Consider the following 17,516-nt stretch of genomic DNA (forward strand, 5'->3'; position numbering starts at 1 on the left):
GTCTCCCTTCCTCACACCGAGGAGGACGTTCACACCCATACCTATCTCACCAACCACCTTTCCATCAACGACCACACGGGATTCCCTTACCCTCTGGACAACCGCCCTCATGAGAGTAGGATTATAACTATGAGCTTCAGGAGCCTTCAGGAGTTCGTCAGGGCGCTTGAGAGAGAGGGAGAGCTTGTAAGGGTAAAGGAGAGGCTCTCTCCCATCCTTGAGATAACGGAGGTCATTGACCGGGTCTCAAAGATGCCGGGAGGGGGTAAGGCGCTTCTCTTTGAGAACGTTGAGGGGTATGAGATACCCATAGTTGCCAACCTCTACGGCTCCGAGAGACGTATCAAGATGGCTCTCGGATATGAGAACCTTGAGGATATAGGCTGGAAGCTTTACAGGATACTCAGACCGGAGGTTCCTCAGACCTTCCTTGAGAAGCTCAAAAGACTGCCAGAGCTAAAGAAGCTCAACGACGCCATACCGAAGGTCGTTAGAAGGGGAGCGGTCCAGGAGGTTGTGGACAGAAGTCCCGACCTATTCAGCCTGCCTGTGCCCAAGTGCTGGCCTAAGGACGGGGGCAGGTACATCACCTTCGGTCAGGTTATAACCAAGGACCCCGAGAGCGGGATAAGGAACGTAGGACTTTACAGGCTTCAGGTACTTGATAAGGACCGCATAGCGGTTCACTGGCAGATACACAAGGACGGCAACCACCACTTCTGGAAGGCTAAGAGGCTGAAGAAGAGGCTGGAGGTTGCAGTTGCCCTCGGGGGTGAGTCCCCCCTGCCCTACGTCGCCAGCGCACCGCTCCCGCCCGAGGTTGACGAGTACCTCTTTGCTGGTGTGATAATGGAGAGGTCCGTTGAGCTTGTGAAAGGCATTACCATAAACCTTGAGTATCCAGCCAATGCGGAGATAGTTATAGAGGGCTACGTTGACCCCGAGGAACCTCTCGTTGATGAGGGTCCCTTCGGAGACCATACGGGCTACTACACACCGGTTGACAAGTACCCCCAGATGCACGTGAGCGCAATAGTGAGAAGGGAGAGACCTCTCTTCCTGCACACGATAGTGGGCATACCCCCGCAGGAGGACAAGTATCTGGGATGGGCTACCGAGAGGATATTCCTACCTCTCATAAAGTTCAACCTCCCGGAGGTTGTTGACTACCACCTGCCGGCGGAGGGGTGCTTTCACAACTTTTGCTTCGTCTCAATAAAGAAGAGGTATCCTGGGCACGCCTTCAAGGTTGCCTACGCCTTGCTCGGGCTCGGGCTCATGTCCCTTGAGAAGCACATAGTTATCTTTGACGAAGAGATAGACGTTCAGGACTTTGGGCAGGTCCTCTGGGCATGGGGAAACAACGTGGACCCCACGAGGGATGTACTCATCCTGAAGGGACCCATTGATGTCCTTGACCATGCCACAAACGAGGTCGGTTTTGGGGGAAAGATGGTCGTTGATGCAACCACAAAGTGGAAGGAGGAAGGCTACACCCGGGAATGGCCCGAGGTCATAGAGATGAGTCCTGAGGTGAAGAGAAAGATTGACGAGATATGGGAGAAACTTGGAATAGAGTAAAGGACAATGAGAAGACTGCTTGAGCTTTTAATAAAGAGGAGCAAACCCCTTAAGGTGAGCTCCTCCAGTCTGGAGATAGACTACACCCACCTATTCATAGCTATGAAGAACAGGAAGCCGAAGGGGAGCGCCTTTGAGGCTAAGGCGAGGCTGATAAAGGAGAGGAGAAGGTCAGCCCTTAAGCGTTCCGAGGGGCTTTAGCCTTGCAACCACCTTGGCTATGCCAAGGTCATTTATAACCCTTACCACCTCTGTAACATCCTTGTACGCCTGAGGTATCTCCTCCATTATCGTTCCCTTGCCCCGGGCTACAACCGTGAGGCCGGCTATAACCTTCTCAAGACCTTGCTCTTTAACAAACCTCTTAGCCTGCCTCCTTGACATAACCCTCCCCGCCCCGTGGCACGCTGTCCCAAAGCTCATCTTCATTGAGTCCGGCTGACCGACGAGCAGGTAGGAGGCTCTCCCCATATCGCCCGGTATTATGACGGGCTGACCCACATCCCTGTAAGCGGGAGGAAGCTCAGGGTTGAAGGGCGGGAAGGCTCTGGTAGCACCCTTCCTGTGGACCACAACCCTCTTTGTCTTGCCACCTACATCGTGTTCCTCAATCTTAGCTATGTTGTGGGCGTGGTCGTATATGAGCCTGTAGCCGAAATCCTCCCAGGAAAGTCCGAGATATTTTCTGACGGTGTTTGCGGTCTTGAAGCCGAGTATCTGCCTGTTGGCAAAGGCATAGTTGGCAGCAGCACACATCGCCCTGAAGTAGCTCTGCCCCTCGTTGGAAAGGAAGGGCATGCAGGCGAGTTGGGGGTCGGGGAGCTCTATCCCGTACTTGGGTAGGGAGCGAAGGGCAACCTTGAGGTAATCGGTGCAGACCTGATGTCCGAAACCCCTTGAGCCCGAGTGCACCATTATGGTCACCTGACCTTCTCGCAGACCGACCTTCTGGGCAACCTCCTCATCGTATATATCCTCAACTACCTGAACCTCCACGAAGTGGTTTCCCGAGCCCACAGTCCCGAGCTCATCAGAGCCCCTCTCATAGGCTTCCTTTGACGCCTCGGAAGGGTCAGCGTCGGGTAGGGAACCGAAGCTCTCTATATGCTCTGTGTCCTCCTCAAAGCCGTATCCATGTTCAATAGCCCAGCGGGCTCCTTTTACCAGCACCTCCTCCATGCTTGACCTTGAGAGCTTTATATCACCCGTTGAACCAACACCCGCCGGCACATTTCGGAGAACCTCGTTCATTATCTCCTTTATCTTTGGAGCGACCTCAGCTGAGCTGAGGTTCGTAGCTATAAGCCTGACGCCACAGTTGGAGACTACAAAGCTCTGGGCTACGAAGTTGTGCTCTTCGTCAATCACCGTAAAATCGTAAACCCAGCCGTCGTAAGCTACCTCCTCAACGGATTCAACCCTATCCCAAACTATATCTCCGCTCGTGTTTCTCTCAACCCACTCTTCAAAGGTGAGGGCTTCGCTTCCTATGCGGACACTACCCCTCCCTTCATAAACGCTCCTTTCTGCAAACCTCCTATTTATTGAAAGTACCTGTGCTATTTCCTCAACACCCATACCTGAAGCTTTTAATATCTTTGCCCTCTCGGCCTTGACCTCTCTTTCCCTCCTAACAGCCCTCTTGTATCTCAGATAGGCTGCAGACAGTCTTGCCAGCCTCTCCTTATAGGAGGAGTACTCGTAGGCTATCTCCTCAAGGAATTTGATTAAGTTTTCTTCTTCCATTGAGATAGAGAGCCTCAGTCTTATGCTTTTCCTATCTTTGAATTCTTCTGTACCTTGAACCTTTATACCTAACTCCATCAAAAGCTGAGCTATCTGGTGTATAAACCTGCGCCCGCTCTCAACGTACCCCTCCCGCTTACTGAGAGAAAAGATAAGGTTTGTGAAGTTGTATCCCTTTAATGTCATGGGCTTGTTCATCTCAGCCCCAAACAGTCCGGCAAGATAAAGTCTCTTCATCCATCTCGGGAGTTTAAATATCCAATCTGGCACGCAGAAGTCCTGCAGAGTCTTCTTTCCGAGGGGAACTCCTAGAGACCTCATCAGAGAAACAAGGGATTTAGAAGGCACATAAAGGTAGTTTTCTTCAGTGTTATAGATATTCCCGTCAAGTTCAACCCTTTTTGAGCGTGTGTATACACCACAGGGATTAAAGCCGAGCCTTCTAACATCGTCAGCGATACGCCTGAGGTCATCCTCTGAACCGTAGATGTTCACCCTGTCCTTGGATAGGTTCCCGTCACCCGTTATGTAGCCTATGAGCCTGAGAAGTATGGGGAGCTTTTCGTTTCTGGAATGGAGAGGAAGAAGACCCCTCTTTGCAAGCTCTCTGTCATGATTGGGATTTCCCGTGGTTTCAAGTATGGTAAAGTCCTCGGGCTCTTCATATTCCACACCCCTGAAGGGATACACGCCAACACTATCATCAACATCTATAAACCTTGCTTCCACCATGCCTTTAGGTGTTAAGAGGGGGTGATCTGGGGTAAGCAAGAGCTCGTACCCGAGCCGGGTCCTTATACGTAGGAGCTTGTCATCCCGCTTCTTGAACAAGAGAACAGGCTTAACAGTTTTTGAACGGTAGTCTCTTGAAATTCCCATTAAATTGCATTTTTTGAAGTCTTCAATTCTGAACCTATAGCCAAACTCTGAGAGGATTTCTGTTCCCTCTGGAAGGCAGTTGATATCGTAGCCCACACTTCCGGGGCTTATTATTCCCGTCTCCACATCGGTTGCCATGACCCCGCCGACCGGAAAGCCGTAGCCCACGTGAACATCGGGCATCACGTATATAGCCTTCTGGACTCCCCTCAGTGTGGCTGCGTTTGCAGCCTGCTTTATCGCATCCTCCTCAAGGAGCTCAAAGAGCGCATCGCTCAGATAGAGTATTACGGGAACTTTCTGCCCCTCAACGCTTCCCTTTGGAAGCTCCCATATAAACTCCCCTCTCCTCTCAAGGGACTCCTTAAGAGCCATGACTTGACCTCCTTCAATATTTATTACTTCCTACCGCTCTGCCCTTCAACCCTGTGAATCAGCCAGTAAACCACACCTAAGGAAATGATAACTCCTCCGAGGCTGAGTAGCTCGTAAACCTTCTCGGGCGTAAGGGAGACTATCAGTATCTTCCTTATGAGTGCAGCTAAAGCAACACCTACAAAGACCTTGAGGCTTATTATACCGCTCCTTATGTGCTTTATCTCGTGGGCGAGGAGCTCGGAGATGGCGTAGAGTATAAGGATTGAACCGAGAATGCTCAGACCTCCCCTCTCTAAGGGCAGGTGCCCTATGATAACGAGGAAGAACTCGTAAAGCACCCAGGCTATAAGGAAGGCTCCTACAACGAAGAGGGATATAACTATGAATAGGTCAAGGAACCAGAGTCCCTTCTGTATGTTCTGAACAAGGAAGTTCTGGAGCTTTCCCGTAGACAGGTATGCTCTCAGCTCCTCATCCCTGTAAGAGTTAAGCATTATGTCAAGGTTGAGGTCAAGAGCCTTTCCCACGGACTTCATAACCTTATCCCTCTGGGGGGTGCAGCCAAACTCATCGGTCAGCTTCTCGTAAAGGAATCTCCTCACAAAGTTCATGGACGCCTGCACGTGATGGGGAGGGAGCCCTATACGGAAGTGAACCTCACCGATCCTGTATACCTTCTTAAGGTACTTTTCGTCGTAGGGTTGGCTGAAGACGTCAACAAACCACCTCTTAACCTTCTCCCTGTGCCTTTCCCTCGTCTCCTCGTCGGGTATGTAGTCCTCCAAGTCCTCAAACTTCTCAAGGTAGTCGTAGAAGCTGTCTATGAACTCATCAGCCCAGCTGGAGGCAGCTGGGGCCACGCTCCTGAGGTTTTCCTCGTCCTCCGAACTCCACTCGTAGTGAACCTTCAGCTCTTCAAGACTTACCATGATTACCTTACGAACCTGTCTATTATTCTCGCACCGTTCAGGTCTCCCCAGACGTTTACAGATGTCCTCAGCATATCAAGGAACCTGTCCACCGCTATTATGAGACCTATCCCCTCAAGGGGGATACCTACAGAACTCAGGACCAATGTCAGCATCACGAGTCCCGCACCGGGTATGGCTGCCGCACCGATTGAGGCTAAGGTGGCTGTCAGGAATATCATGAAGAGCTGGGGAAGACTCAGCTCTATCCCGTAAACGTTGGCTATGAAAACAGCGGCGACGGATTCGTAGAGGGCTGTCCCGTCCATATTTATCGTGGCTCCGAGGGGGAGGACGAAGCCTGCGGTTTCCTTTCTAACGCCTCCCCTCTCCTCCGCAACCTGCATTGAGACCGGAAGAGTTGCCGCACTTGAGGCTGTTGAGAAGGCTAAGAGGAGAGCTTCTCTCACGCTGAGAAGGTATTTATAGGCGTTGTACCTGCCCAGTAGGTAAGCTATAGCCGGCAGGACTATAAAGGCATGGACCAGAAGCCCCAGTACGACGGTAAGGGCGTACTTCCAGAGGGACAGGAAGACAGATATCCCAACCTCTGAGACCATATAACCTACGAGGGCAAAGACGCCAACGGGGGTGAGCCTCACAATCCAGCGTGTCAGGTTTATGAGCCCGTCGTTTAGCCCGTCAAAGAGGTTGTAAACGTGCCCCATCTTTTCCTTCTTTATCGCCAAGGTGGCAAGACCGAAGAGGAGGGAGAAGAATATTATCTGGAGAACCTTCCCCTCGGCGAGGCTCTGGATAGGGTTGGAGGGGACGATGTTCCAGAGTATATCTTCAAAGGTGAGGGCTTTAACATGAGGGACCTCCTCATGGGGGAGGTTTATCTCATTACCCTTCCCCGGTTCAAGGACTACAACGAGGAGAAGACCCGTGAGGACCGAGAGGCTCGTGGTCAGGAAGTAGTAGGCTATGGTTTTGAGCCCGACATCCTTGAACTTAGCAACATCCCCCAAGCCGAGCATGGCTATGAAGACCGAGGTGAAGACAAGTGGCACTATTATCATCTTCAGCAGGTTCAGGAATAGCTCTCCAAGGAGCTTTATTTCTTGGAAAAGGGAAGGCATATAAAAGCCGCCCACAGCCCCAAGGAGTATCCCCAAGAGGGTGAGGTTCTCAACGGTGAGCAGTTTTCTCATGGGCTCGTTAGATTATACTATTAACGGAAAATGAGTTTTGTCAGCAGAGAGCTAAAGCCTTACTTTGAGCGATCAATCACCCCAGTGGTTGATTTCCTGTCCAGCAGCGGTGTGCATCCAAACGCGGTGACCTTTACGGGCTTTCTCCTCATAGCCCTTGGCTCCCTCGCCCTTTACTACGGCTTTAGCCTGATAGCCCTCATACTGATGGGAGTGGGCGCTCTGATGGATGCCGTTGACGGTGCCCTCGCGAGGAGGCTTGGACTTGAATCGGACTTTGGAGCCTTTCTTGACTCAACGGTTGACAGGCTCTCGGACTCCCTTCCCTTTCTATCATTGGGATTGATGTACGCCCAGATGGGAGAGCCGGCGGGGGTGGGGCTTTCGATCCTTGCCCTTGTGGGTTCCTACGGTGTCAGCTATACGAGGGCTAAGGCTGAGTCCCTCGGGATTTACGGCATAGGGGGTGTCTTTGAGAGAACGGAGAGGTGGATAGTGCTCCTTCTGGGAATACTCCTTGACCTCGTTCCCTTAGCCCTGCTCCTCATATTCGTGGGAGGAATGGCTACCACCCTGCAGAGGGTGTATGAGGTAAAGAAGAGTTTGGACAGGAGGTACTCATGAACATATACGACATGATGAAGCAGCTGAAGAACTTCCAGCAGGGCTTTGAGGAGGTTAAGGAGAGCTTGAGGCACCGCAAGGAGATCATTGAGAAGGACGGCGTTGAGATAATATTCAACGGCTTGGGAGAGGTAGTTGATATAGATGTGAAGGAAGAGGAGCTTACAAGGAACTGGAGCAAGCTAAAACCCATTCTTATAGACCTGATAAATCAGGCTCAGGACATATCAAGGGACATAGCCAAGGAGGAGTTCAACAGGAAGTTCGGGGGGCTTTTGGGAGGTCTCGGACTTGGCTTTTGAGGACGTGTTTCCCAAACCCCTTAAGGAAGCCCTTGAGGGAATTGTCAAGATACCGACCTACGGTGAAAGGGGAGCGGTGCGCCTCCTTTACAACCTTCTCAAGCTACCGAAGGAGGAGAGGACAGAGCTCGTTCTGAAGCTCAAAGAGGCGGCGGAGAGCATAAGACCCTGCAGGGAATGCTACCTCCTCACGGACAGGGAGACCTGCGCCATATGCTCCGACCCAAAGAGGAACAAAAGGTTCATATGCGTGGTTGAGGAGTCCCAAGACGCCTACTCAATAGAGAAGCTTGAGAGGTACAAGGGTGTTTACCACGTGCTTCAGGGAAGGATAGCTCCCCTTGAGGGTGTCTCTCCCCAAGACCTAACCATTGACTCCCTCTTAGAGAGGGTCGGAAAAAACAGAGCGAGGGAGGTGATAATAGCCACGAACCCGAATGCGGAAGGAGAAGCTACAGCCAACTACCTAATAAAGTTGATAAAGGACAGGTTCCCCTCGGTCAAGGTATCACGCATATCCTACGGACTTCAGTTCGGCTCCCTCCTTGAGTTTGCCGACGAGCTCTCCCTTGAGAAGTCCCTTGAGAACAGAAAGTAGAGGTAGTCCTCATCTACGAAGGACACGAGCTGGGGGATCTCCCCCAAAAGGAAGTTAACCCTCTCAGGTATTCCGTACCCTTCCCACACGTGCCCGGAGCCTACCACAACGATGAGCTTTTCCTCTGGATGGAACAGAGCTACCTTGGCTATCCTGAAAGCCATGCCCATGTCCCAGGCGAGCTGAATGTCAAAGAAACGCTTTTCGTTCTTGATTTTGTGCTTTCCCATAGCCTTCCTCAAGAACTCCCTGTGTTTTCTCCTAAAGGGCATCAGCCTCTTGGGAAGGTAGTGGCTCCTTACCCTCTCAATGCCCCTCTCCCTTATCTCCCTGAGAAGCTCTGAGGGTATGTTCAGGGCAAAGAGCCTTATCCCCTCCTCCCTTGCAAACCTCCACAGGGGTGCGTAGAGCTCTTTATCAAAGCGCCACCTTTTGTAGTACTCCGTCCTCTTCAGCATCTCCTCCTCTTCTATCTCACCCTCTATGTACTCATCAAGGACATCCTGAAACTGCTGCTGGAAGGCTTCCATAAGTATGATGAGCCTGTAGCCCTTGGAGTGGAGGTCCCTCACTACCCTCAGCTGAAGCTCATGGATATCCTTCCTGTCGTGAATCTCCCCGAGGTACACGATCCTCGCCCTCTCCGCAAGGCTCAGGAACCTACCATAAGAGCTTCCCTCCCAAAAGGAAAACTCGGAGGCTAAGGACAGGAAAGGAAAGAGTAAGAAAAGGAGCCACATCTGCTTTAGTATTATTACCCATGAGCGCCATCCTTATCACGGGAACGGACACGGGTGTTGGAAAGACCTTTATAACCTATAACTTAGCCCTCTCCCTGAAGGAAAGAGGGGTAAAGGTGGGATGCTTTAAGCCCGTGGAGACCTATGTGAGGGATGTTCCCGAGGACGGAAGGCTTCTGGCTGAAGCAACAGGGCAGGAGATAGAGGAGGTGGTACCCTTCACCTACAGGCTTCCCCTCTCCCCCCGGGCTGGTGAGATGGAAGAGGGAAAGGAGGTACCCCTGAAGGAGTTGGAGAAGCGCTTCAGGATGCTCAGGGATAAGTACGAGCTTTTGCTCGTGGAAGGGGCTGGAGGTATAGGGGTTCCAATAAAGGAGAGGTACACCTACGGAGACCTTGCAAGGGACTGGAAGCTTGAGGTTGTCTTAGTTGGAAGGGCCGGTCTAGGAACGATAAACCACACCTATCTCTCCTGGTTTTACGCTGAGGCTCTCGGACTTGAGCTCAGGGGGATAGTTCTCAACGGCTTCACAGGAGAGGACGTATCCGAAAGGACTAACCCTCAGATAGTCTATGAGATGACGGGCTTGAAGCCCGTGTGCATCAAAAGGAGCCGATCCTTAAATCTGCCCCCGGAAGAAAGGGAAAAGCTACTTGAGCTTGTCGGGTTTTAGACCGTAGTAAAAGGCTACCTGCTCAACGAGGGTCCTGAAGTAGGGAGCGCTCACCTCACCCCCGTAAAGCTTCCTTCCCTTAGGTTCATCAACGACTATAACCGCAACGAACCTCGGGTCTCTGGCAGGGAAAAAGCCAGCGAAGTAGGTCACGACCTTATCCCTTGAGTACCTACCCTCCTTCAGGTCAAACTTCTGGGAAGTCCCCGTCTTGCCGGCAATGGTGAAGTACCTGGACCTTGCCTTCTTCCCCGTTCCCCTCTCAACAACACGCGTAAGCGTCTTTCTGAGCCACCTAAGGGTCTTATCGGAGAGAACCTTCTTTCTCCAAACCTCCTTCTCAGCCTCGTAGAGCACCTTCCCCTCGGAGGAAAGCACCTTCTTAACTATCTTGGGCTTGAGAACCTCCCCGGTGGCAAGGGCTCCAAAGGCGACCGCTATGTTGAGGGTGTTCAGGGCTATACCCTGACCTATGGACGAGTAGAGTATGTTCGCAGGGTAATCGTAATCGGGGAGCTGGGGATTAGCCTCCCCCGGAAATATGCCGAAGCGCCTGTGCAGGTGAAAGGTCCTGAGGAGCTCTAAAACATCTTCCTTTTTAAGGTAAGAGGCAACCTTTATCGTTCCTATGTTTGAGGAGTGGACGAGGATCTCCTCAAGGTTCACCCTACCGAGGGGCTTTAGGTCCCTAACGTACCTGTCGTAAACCTTGACCCTCCCTCTGCCGGTGTTCACTCTGAAGCTCGGGCTCACATAGCCCTTTTCAAGAGCCCACCCTATGAAGAAGGGCTTCATTATTGAGCCCGGCTCAAATACGTCCGTAACGGCAAAGTTCCTCCTCTTTTCGGCGGGATACCTGCCGAAGTTGTTGGGGTCAAAGTAGGGGTAGGTTGCAAGTCCGAGCACGCTTCCGTCGGTGAGGTCAAGAAGAAGTATGGACACCTTCTTCGGGCGCCACCTCTTCACTATCTCGTCCCTTATCTTCTCAAGTATGTGCTGAACACCGAGGTCTATTGTGAGGAGGACATCTTCCTCATCGCCGAGCATACCCCGCAGGGGGTGAAGGTATATCTTGCCGAGTCCTCCGTTCATGTATATGAGAGCTTTGGTGTAGCCACCCTTCAACCTATCGTTAAGCATGTACTCCATACCCTCAAGTCCTGTTCCGTCAACTCCCACAAAGCCTATGGTGTTGGAGGCTGTGGTGCCGTTGGGATAAAAACGTTTGTATTCCTCCTGAACACCAAGGTAGGAGGTGTTCTCCGTTCTGAGTATAAGCTCTCTGATCTCGTCCTTGAGGTCCCTGTCTATACCTGAGAGTATCTTGATAGGCCTGCTGCTTCCGGTGGCTATCCTCTTCTCTATGCGGGAGGCGGGAACTCCTGTCAATCTGGAGAGCTCCCTTATGAGCTCCCTCCTGTTGTTGAGCCTGCTCGTGTCAGGGTGGGCATATAGGGATACGGTCGGCACGCTGAGGGCGAGGTCTTTTCCATTCCTGTCCTCTATGCTACCCCTGTAAAGGGGAACACGAACCGCAACAACCCTGTCAAACTCCTTCTCTATCCTTTCGGCAACCTCGCTCTCCTTGGTTACCTGTAGGTTCAGTATCCAGAGAAGGGAGATAGATAGCAGGAGGACAAAGAGAAAGAATACGGTTAGGCTCTTCGTCCTGAACTTCTTGTTGAAAGCCCAGCCCTGCTCCAGTCCCACCTCTTACTACTGATACCTGAAGACGCTCGGGTTCAGAACGTCAGGATAAGCCTTCTCCATATCGTAGTCAAAGAGCTGCTTCCTTATCTTCTTGAGGTCGCTCTTGTTTGGCTTGAAGGGGTAGCTCTTTATATCGGAAACGGAGCTGTCACCGAAGGGTCTGTTGCAGGCAACCTCGGTAGTCTTACCCCTACAGCCTGCGGTCATGAAGGGCTTTCCGCTCCAGAATATCTCCTCAAAGACCTCCTCAGATACACCCCAGTCAACAACCTGCCCCTTTTCGTTGAACTCCATGTAGTCGTACCTTGAAAGGTCGTTGTCTATAAGGTACCTCGCCATCTGGACCCTTCTGTACTGAGGCGCAGGACAGGGCTTTTCCTTCTCCATGAGAGATCCCTCTTCGGGCCAGAAGGAGAACAGGTGCGTCCTTGCCCCCAGATCCTTGACCTTCTGAATGGTCTCTATCATCTCCTGTTCGGTTTCACCGAGACCGACTATGAGGTGGCAGCCGGCGTATCCATCTCCCATGACCTCAGCACACCACTCAAGAACCTTCCAGTAGGTATCCCACCTGTGGGGGCTGTTCATGGGTCTGCCTCTGAGCTTGTCAAATATCTCCGGTGTAGCTGCGTCAAGGGCAACCGTCAGCGTGTCAGCTCCGAGCTTCTTGTAATCCTCTATATCCTCGTAGGTCTGCCCTGTTGCGTTCATCAGTATTGAGACAAAGAGCTGGTCTCCAAGCTCCTCAATGACCCTTTTGAGCACGTACTTTGTATCCCTTATGGACCTCGGGTGGGTTATCTGGGATATGCAGAGACGCTCCGCGTGCCCAACAGCCTTGGTCCTCTCTATTATGTCCTCCAGCTTGACGGTAGGCCACTCAACCCTGATGAAGTTCTTCTTTGAGTACTCCATGTCCCTCGCCTTCTGAAGACCGCAGTAAGCACAGGTGGCATGACAGCCGGAGGGATAGGTGAGGAGCGTATTTATGCAGCTGAGCTTCGTGTTCCTGTAAAACTGACCCGGGATGAGCCCGAGGGTCATAGCTGCAGCCCAGCTTATCTGAAGGTATTCGGGGCTTTCCTTCTGCTGTGTGAGGTCCTCAAGGACAACTCTATTCATATCCTATACCTCCCTTACTGGTAAAGTTCCAAGTAATTATACACCTTCAAAAGCTCAGGAACAGGCTCAGGGTAACGCTATCAACCGAGTCTATGGAATCGGTGTTGACATACTTGTACTTGTACTCAAGACCGGCTCCAAAACCCCTGCCTTTGAGCTGAGCTCCCACAAAAGCCTGGACTCCTCCCTTGGTTTCATCTCCGAGGGTCCCCACCGAGTTTCCGTTGAGGTCCCAGGCGTCTATTCCGAACCTGTTGCTTGATATCCCGCCCCCACCGTAGAGGTCAAATATGGGAGTAACACCAAGAACTGCCTTCCCGTTAACCTCAAGGGTAGTGTAGGTAAGGTCAACCTTACAGGTCCCCACACCCGGGCAGTAAAAGGTGCCTATATTCTTCTTCCCGTACCCAAGCTCAACCATAGGACCAACACTCAGGAGGGGTGAAAGGGGGAAGAGGTGTTCACCGTAAAGAGCAAGGTACCACTCAAGGGTAGTGTCCGTGTTGTCCTTCCAGTTTATACGGGCGTTACCCAGCTTGGCACCAAGCTCAAGAGCGTAGAGCTGCGTTGAAAGTAGTAGTCCAAGGATTAAAAGCCTTCTCATGTTAACCTCCCTATCTCTTGAGCACTACCCAGACGTAGAGCTCTCCGGTTTTTGGGTCAATCCACTCGTCCTCTATGACGGCGTTTTTTATCACCATCTCTCTTACTTCCTGCTCCGAGTAGGAGCTGAACTTCTTCTTGTAATACTGAAGGGTCTTTGTATCAACGTTTACCTCCACCTTGGTGAGTTCCGTTTTGACAATAAGCTCCACCTGCTTTGCCAGGTCTGCCAGTGCTATCTGTTTCGCCAGGCGCTTCTGCTCAGCGTAGCCCTTGCCTGGTATCCTTTTGGCAACCCCCACTCCACCGAGGACCCCACCGTAGTTAGGGTTGCTGACCCAGACGGGGAGCCCGTTCACTATAGGATACTTGGTTTTAGGAGCTTCCCGTTTTGCAAGATTGAGCGGGTATTTCTTGTACTCTGGCTTCCTCTCAACTCTCTTTGGAGGGGTCTTTCCCTCTTCAAGGGTGAGTTCCTTGGCGGGTTTGCCAGCCTCTCTCTCAAGCTCCTCAAAGGCTCTTCCCGCCTTCTGGAGCTGCTCTTCCTTTGTGGGTCCCTTCTTGAGGCTCTCCGTCTTCTGTCCACAGGAAAAGAGAACAAGGAGGAAAAGGAGGGGCAGGATGGACTTCATCTTCAACCTCCTCAGAGGAGTTGAGCAACGACTTCCGTGGGCGAGAACTTCAGGAGCTTGAGCTCAGGAATCCTCTCCACGGCGTTCGCCAAGTAGATGGTGTTCTCCAGATAGGTCACCCTGAACTTGCCGAGACCAATGTCCTCCACCGATTGAACCCAGGGAACCCTCTGGAGCTTCTCCTTTATCGCAAAGTTATCCCTCGTGCTCCTCACTCCTCTAACGACGACGGTGACCACCTTCTTCTTGGAAGCCATGTAGCGTTCCAGCTTGCCCATTATGTCCGAGCCGAGGTTTCTCGCGAGGGCTTCCATAGCCTTGTATCCTGCATCCTGTATGTTCGGTGCAACCCCCCTCGCAGAGAGGGAGCCTGAGGCAATTATCCTGAGTCCCTGATTGTCCCTTCCCAGAAGGTAGTAGTTAAGCCTTGCGGTTACAACGTTGAAGGTAGACCTAATCCCGTAGCCTATGTCCTGACCGGACCTCGTTGAAGGTATGAGCTCAACCTTACCGACCACCATCGCTCCCGATAGAACCCTCGCCATGTAGGCTCTGAGAGCTATGAACCTCCTCTGGGCTATGATGGTCTCAATCTCGTAGGGATTCACATTCGGGTTGCCGGCAAAGTCGTAGACTTTGAAACCCTGCTGGTTGAGTATGTTCACAAGCTCGGTGGTCACCGGATTCATCTCATCAAGCTCAACGGAGTTCTGCCTCTTTGTAACCACTATCACGCTGAAGGCTGTATCCCTTGATATAAGGCTCAGAGCCTTCTCGGCGGAGTTAGGATAGACACAGCCCTTAACCTTAACCCTTACCATGTCCGCAAAGTTCTCTTCGCTGAGTACCTTAACGCCAGTTATAAAGCCTCCAACCTCGTTCCTTATCACCTCATCAAGCAGGCTGAAGTTCTGAACTATCGTCTTGACGCTTGTCCTCACGCCCAGAGCCTTTTCAATAGCATCCCACTTAGCCCTTGCAAGAGCCTCAACCTTGGCGGATGCTCTGTCTCCCCCTATAACCGAGGCTTCCCCCACACCGACGGACTCTATACACTTCGCCTGGGGTTTTGGAGCCGTTACAGGAGCGGTAACCACAGGGGGCTTCGGTGCTGGCATTGGCGTCATCTTTACAGGGGGTGGCGTGGGTGACTTGAGGGGAGCACTCTTAGTAACCGCTTCCGTGGCGAGAGAAACCTTAAGATTTCCCAAAAGGGCAGGGCTCTCAGAGTAGGGCGTATCGGTGCTGAACTTCTTGTAAAAGAATATACCTATGCCCTTTATGGGCTTTGTGGGTGAGAAGGGCTCTGCAGCTATTTTCTTTCCGTCAAGGAGCAGGGAAGCAACTCCGTTCTTGACCACAAAGGCTACCCTGTGAACAGTATTCGGGGATATCTTGCGCCTGTACTCATAAAGATCGGGGTTGTTCATAGGATTAGAGCTTATCCCCGCTTGGAAGGAATCGCAGCTTCCGTTTAAGGTTGCAAAGACTTCACCTTCAAAGTATATGTTCCCCTTCTTGGCTTCTAAAATAGGCTTTTCAGGCAAGAGGGTTATCCTCACGTAGGGACAGCCCTCTTTAAAGGCATAAAAGCTGAACTCAAGGGAGAAGTCTCCTTTAAGGTCAAGCTCCCTGTAAAGCCTCAAGCCCTGATCAAAGGGCTTTATCCATCTCATTCCCTGAAAGTCTATGCACTCGTAGCTTCCCCGGACGATCTTAAGCTCAGAGCTAAAACCCCCAACGGGACAGGTGCTCTCGTCTACGGAAAGGAGCACACCTCCCGGAACGGATTGAGCACCCGCGCGAGCGACTGCCTGCGGGGATCTCTCCTTGGGCACGATATTCCTCCCCTGACCTGTGTAAACCTCTATGAGCCTGGGCATCTTCTCCACAAAGTACCTTTTAAGTCCAAACTCCTGAACACCGTATGGTCCTAAGTCAACAACGAATTTAATAGGATAATGGGTGCTTCCCTTGATAACCTTTCCATCAAGGGTGTAGTAGGTGAAGAGCTTGCCCTTCCTTGTTATCTTATAGATTCTTTTCAACTTCACCTTTGTTCTGAATCCCAGAGCGGTGTCTATATCCGCCTGCTTGGAAACGCTCTTTATGGTTCCGAAAACCTCCTTTCCGTCGTGGGTTATTATTCTCACCTTCTGTCCCTTGACAAATCCTCCTTGAGAGGCAAAGAGGAGACCAACATAGAAAAGGAAGAGGAAAAAGGAGACCTTCAAGCCCTTGAAATTCATCTCACCCTCCTCAGAAGAGTTTCTTTAGAGTGCTTCCTCCCTCAAGGGGCTTTCTCTCCACCACCTGACCGAGCTTGAGCCTCATTATCTGGTTCTTGTCTCCCTCTGCAACCGTCCAGGCTTTGTCAGGCTGTATCTGATTGGAGACCTTGAGGGTAACAGGGAGCTTTATCTGGTCGCAGGTAGTCCTTCCGGTTATCGGGTCCTGAACAGCCTGAAAGTCAATGACGAAGAACTCCTGACCCTCTTTAACACCGTTCTTGGAACCCACGTTTATCAAGGCATACCTTGCCTTGCCGTCGGGAGCGGTTCTGAGCTGGATTATGTATCCCCTGAGGGGGAAGAGCTTGGATAGTTCAGGTCTTATGTCCTCAAGGGCTTCCATAGCAGCCTTCTTTGCACCTCCTATTATGGAATCGTAGTTGAATGTGGGGGTCTTGCCGAGAACCTCTCTTCCCGAGACGGTCTTTGTCAGGACAACCTCCCCTGTCTCTGTATCTATAACCTTGACAACTATATCAACCATAAGGTTCCATCCCTCCTGGGTTGAAGCCCCAACGGCTGCCGCTGCACCAAGGAGACCAAGGCGTTCGGTAAGCCCTCTCTTTACCCCCTCACCCACGGCAACCCACTTCAGGTTGATGTTGTTGACGGCACCCGTGACTATGTACTTGACTCCAGCAAGTTTGCCGACCTGTACCGCGGTGTTGGGGTCTATCAGTCCAGACATTTGGAGCTTCTGCTCTTCAAGCACCTTCTGGAGGTCCTTCCTGGTGTATATCTTCATACCTCCTATGTTGGCGAGCTCACTGACAACAGCCTCAGCTATACTCTCCCCAAGCTTGGCGTTTACATCCCTTGATATGGTCTGCGCCTGGGTTCTCCAGTCTCTCCTGGAAGCACTCGCACCCACGTGTCCCACACCTATGCCAGCCGGACCAGCCGTAATACCCCAAACACCGCCGTGAACCTCTTTTCTCTTTTCTGTTCCCGCGGATTGGGACTGAACCACCTTTGCAAGGTCAAAGGTCGTATTGTTGGCAAAGTCCACAACAGCGATCTTGGGAATCACGTTCTCGTAAGCGATCCTACAGGCATCCGGTATCTCAACCCTTACCTTGTCGGCGGGTGTGATAGGGTAGGCTGTTGGGTCAATGGACGGTGCTTTGGTACCACAGGCAAGGATAGCCGGAATTACTCCCAGAGAAATTACTGCAGACTTCTTAGAGACCATAACAACCCCTCCTTTTAACGTTCTTACCTTTCATTTTAATCCCGCTCCAGTATATATTCAATTCCGGCGATGGAGAGGTTAAAAGTGAAAATTACCGATAGGGTGTCCTTAGAGGTGCTCGTAAAGGGAGGCAGGATACTGAGGTCAAGGCTTTTGAAAAGAGAAACGGAAACGGGGAAAGAGCAGAAACACCCTCTGATTGAAGCTTTTGTGCCTTACCTGAGGGGTGAGGGGGACATCAACATAGGTGTAGAAAGCCTCTGGCTTGAGGGAATTAGGAAAGATGTGGTTTTAGTTTGGGAAGCTCTCTTGGAAAACACCG

The 17,516-nt window shown here is 51.6% G+C and carries 18 protein-coding genes; 7 read left to right on the plus strand and 11 right to left on the minus strand.

The window, feature by feature from the left end:
• On the minus strand, positions 1-111 hold a 111-nt coding region (locus AC1HCM_RS05510; protein WP_479460785.1), incomplete at its 3' end, for a D-aminoacyl-tRNA deacylase.
• A gap of 18 nt (positions 112-129) precedes the next feature.
• Here AC1HCM_RS05510 and AC1HCM_RS05515 point away from each other — a divergent pair.
• Positions 130-1,581, plus strand: a complete 1,452-nt coding sequence (locus AC1HCM_RS05515) for a menaquinone biosynthesis decarboxylase (protein ID WP_479460768.1) — start codon at positions 130-132, stop codon at positions 1,579-1,581.
• A 6-nt stretch (positions 1,582-1,587) separates the two neighbouring features.
• Positions 1,588-1,782, plus strand: coding sequence for a hypothetical protein (locus AC1HCM_RS05520; RefSeq protein WP_479460769.1), 195 nt, complete (start codon positions 1,588-1,590; stop codon positions 1,780-1,782).
• Here the strand turns inward: AC1HCM_RS05520 and AC1HCM_RS05525 are convergent.
• From AC1HCM_RS05525 to AC1HCM_RS05535, 3 genes are read right to left on the minus strand one after another with little or no spacing between them, the layout of a single operon-like run.
• Positions 1,753-4,581 (minus strand): RtcB family protein, encoded by a 2,829-nt coding sequence (locus AC1HCM_RS05525; RefSeq protein ID WP_479460770.1) that lies wholly within the window; start codon positions 4,579-4,581, stop codon positions 1,753-1,755. The genes AC1HCM_RS05520 and AC1HCM_RS05525 overlap by 30 nt on opposite strands.
• Positions 4,582-4,604: 23 nt before the next feature.
• A complete protein-coding gene (locus tag AC1HCM_RS05530; protein WP_479460771.1) occupies positions 4,605-5,513 on the minus strand; it encodes a protoglobin domain-containing protein in 909 nt (302 codons plus the stop codon).
• A gap of 2 nt (positions 5,514-5,515) precedes the next feature.
• The gene (locus tag AC1HCM_RS05535; RefSeq protein WP_479460772.1) at positions 5,516-6,706 is read right to left on the minus strand and encodes a dicarboxylate/amino acid:cation symporter; all 1,191 of its coding nucleotides are present in this window, start codon (positions 6,704-6,706) and stop codon (positions 5,516-5,518) included.
• A gap of 30 nt (positions 6,707-6,736) precedes the next feature.
• Between AC1HCM_RS05535 and AC1HCM_RS05540 the strand changes: the two genes are divergently transcribed.
• Genes AC1HCM_RS05540 through recR form a run of 3 tightly spaced genes read left to right on the plus strand, consistent with a single transcriptional unit; the run spans position 6,737 to position 8,230 of the window.
• A complete protein-coding gene (locus AC1HCM_RS05540; RefSeq protein WP_479460773.1) occupies positions 6,737-7,330 on the plus strand; it encodes a CDP-alcohol phosphatidyltransferase family protein in 594 nt (197 codons plus the stop codon).
• On the plus strand, positions 7,327-7,632 hold the full coding sequence (locus AC1HCM_RS05545) for a YbaB/EbfC family nucleoid-associated protein (protein ID WP_479460774.1): 306 nt from the start codon (positions 7,327-7,329) through the stop codon (positions 7,630-7,632). Before AC1HCM_RS05540 ends, AC1HCM_RS05545 begins: the two co-directional genes overlap by 4 nt.
• Positions 7,622-8,230 (plus strand): recombination mediator RecR, encoded by a 609-nt coding sequence (recR, locus tag AC1HCM_RS05550; RefSeq protein WP_479460775.1) that lies wholly within the window; start codon positions 7,622-7,624, stop codon positions 8,228-8,230. The genes AC1HCM_RS05545 and recR overlap by 11 nt, the downstream gene beginning before the upstream one ends.
• Here recR and AC1HCM_RS05555 read toward each other — a convergent pair.
• Positions 8,161-8,970 carry a ChaN family lipoprotein gene (locus tag AC1HCM_RS05555; protein WP_479460776.1) on the minus strand — a complete coding sequence of 270 codons (810 nt, stop codon included), beginning with the start codon at positions 8,968-8,970 and terminating at the stop codon, positions 8,161-8,163. The genes recR and AC1HCM_RS05555 overlap by 70 nt on opposite strands.
• A gap of 20 nt (positions 8,971-8,990) precedes the next feature.
• Here AC1HCM_RS05555 and bioD point away from each other — a divergent pair, with 20 nt between their 5' ends.
• The gene (bioD, locus tag AC1HCM_RS05560) at positions 8,991-9,644 is read left to right on the plus strand and encodes a dethiobiotin synthase (RefSeq protein WP_479460777.1); all 654 of its coding nucleotides are present in this window, start codon (positions 8,991-8,993) and stop codon (positions 9,642-9,644) included.
• Here the strand turns inward: bioD and AC1HCM_RS05565 are convergent.
• The 6 genes from AC1HCM_RS05565 to AC1HCM_RS05590 are packed head-to-tail and all read right to left on the minus strand — an operon-like array spanning position 9,621 to position 17,194.
• Positions 9,621-11,354, minus strand: a complete 1,734-nt coding sequence (locus tag AC1HCM_RS05565; protein ID WP_479460778.1) for a peptidoglycan D,D-transpeptidase FtsI family protein — start codon at positions 11,352-11,354, stop codon at positions 9,621-9,623. The two genes, bioD and AC1HCM_RS05565, sit on opposite strands and share 24 nt — an antisense overlap.
• A gap of 6 nt (positions 11,355-11,360) precedes the next feature.
• Positions 11,361-12,476 (minus strand): radical SAM protein, encoded by a 1,116-nt coding sequence (locus AC1HCM_RS05570; RefSeq protein WP_479460779.1) that lies wholly within the window; start codon positions 12,474-12,476, stop codon positions 11,361-11,363.
• A 46-nt stretch (positions 12,477-12,522) separates the two neighbouring features.
• The gene (locus AC1HCM_RS05575; protein ID WP_479460780.1) at positions 12,523-13,080 is read right to left on the minus strand and encodes a hypothetical protein; all 558 of its coding nucleotides are present in this window, start codon (positions 13,078-13,080) and stop codon (positions 12,523-12,525) included.
• Between the two features lie 10 nt (positions 13,081-13,090).
• On the minus strand, positions 13,091-13,711 hold the full coding sequence (locus AC1HCM_RS05580; RefSeq protein ID WP_479460781.1) for an LPP20 family lipoprotein: 621 nt from the start codon (positions 13,709-13,711) through the stop codon (positions 13,091-13,093).
• Between the two features lie 11 nt (positions 13,712-13,722).
• On the minus strand, positions 13,723-15,960 hold the full coding sequence (locus AC1HCM_RS05585; protein WP_479460782.1) for a hypothetical protein: 2,238 nt from the start codon (positions 15,958-15,960) through the stop codon (positions 13,723-13,725).
• 10 nt (positions 15,961-15,970) lie between these two features.
• A complete protein-coding gene (locus AC1HCM_RS05590; protein WP_479460783.1) occupies positions 15,971-17,194 on the minus strand; it encodes a CsgG/HfaB family protein in 1,224 nt (407 codons plus the stop codon).
• 84 nt (positions 17,195-17,278) lie between these two features.
• Between AC1HCM_RS05590 and AC1HCM_RS05595 the strand changes: the two genes are divergently transcribed.
• The coding region (locus AC1HCM_RS05595; protein WP_479460784.1) for a hypothetical protein at positions 17,279-17,516 on the plus strand (238 nt) is incomplete at its 3' end.

It is taken from the genome of Hydrogenivirga sp. (genome assembly GCF_056450045.1).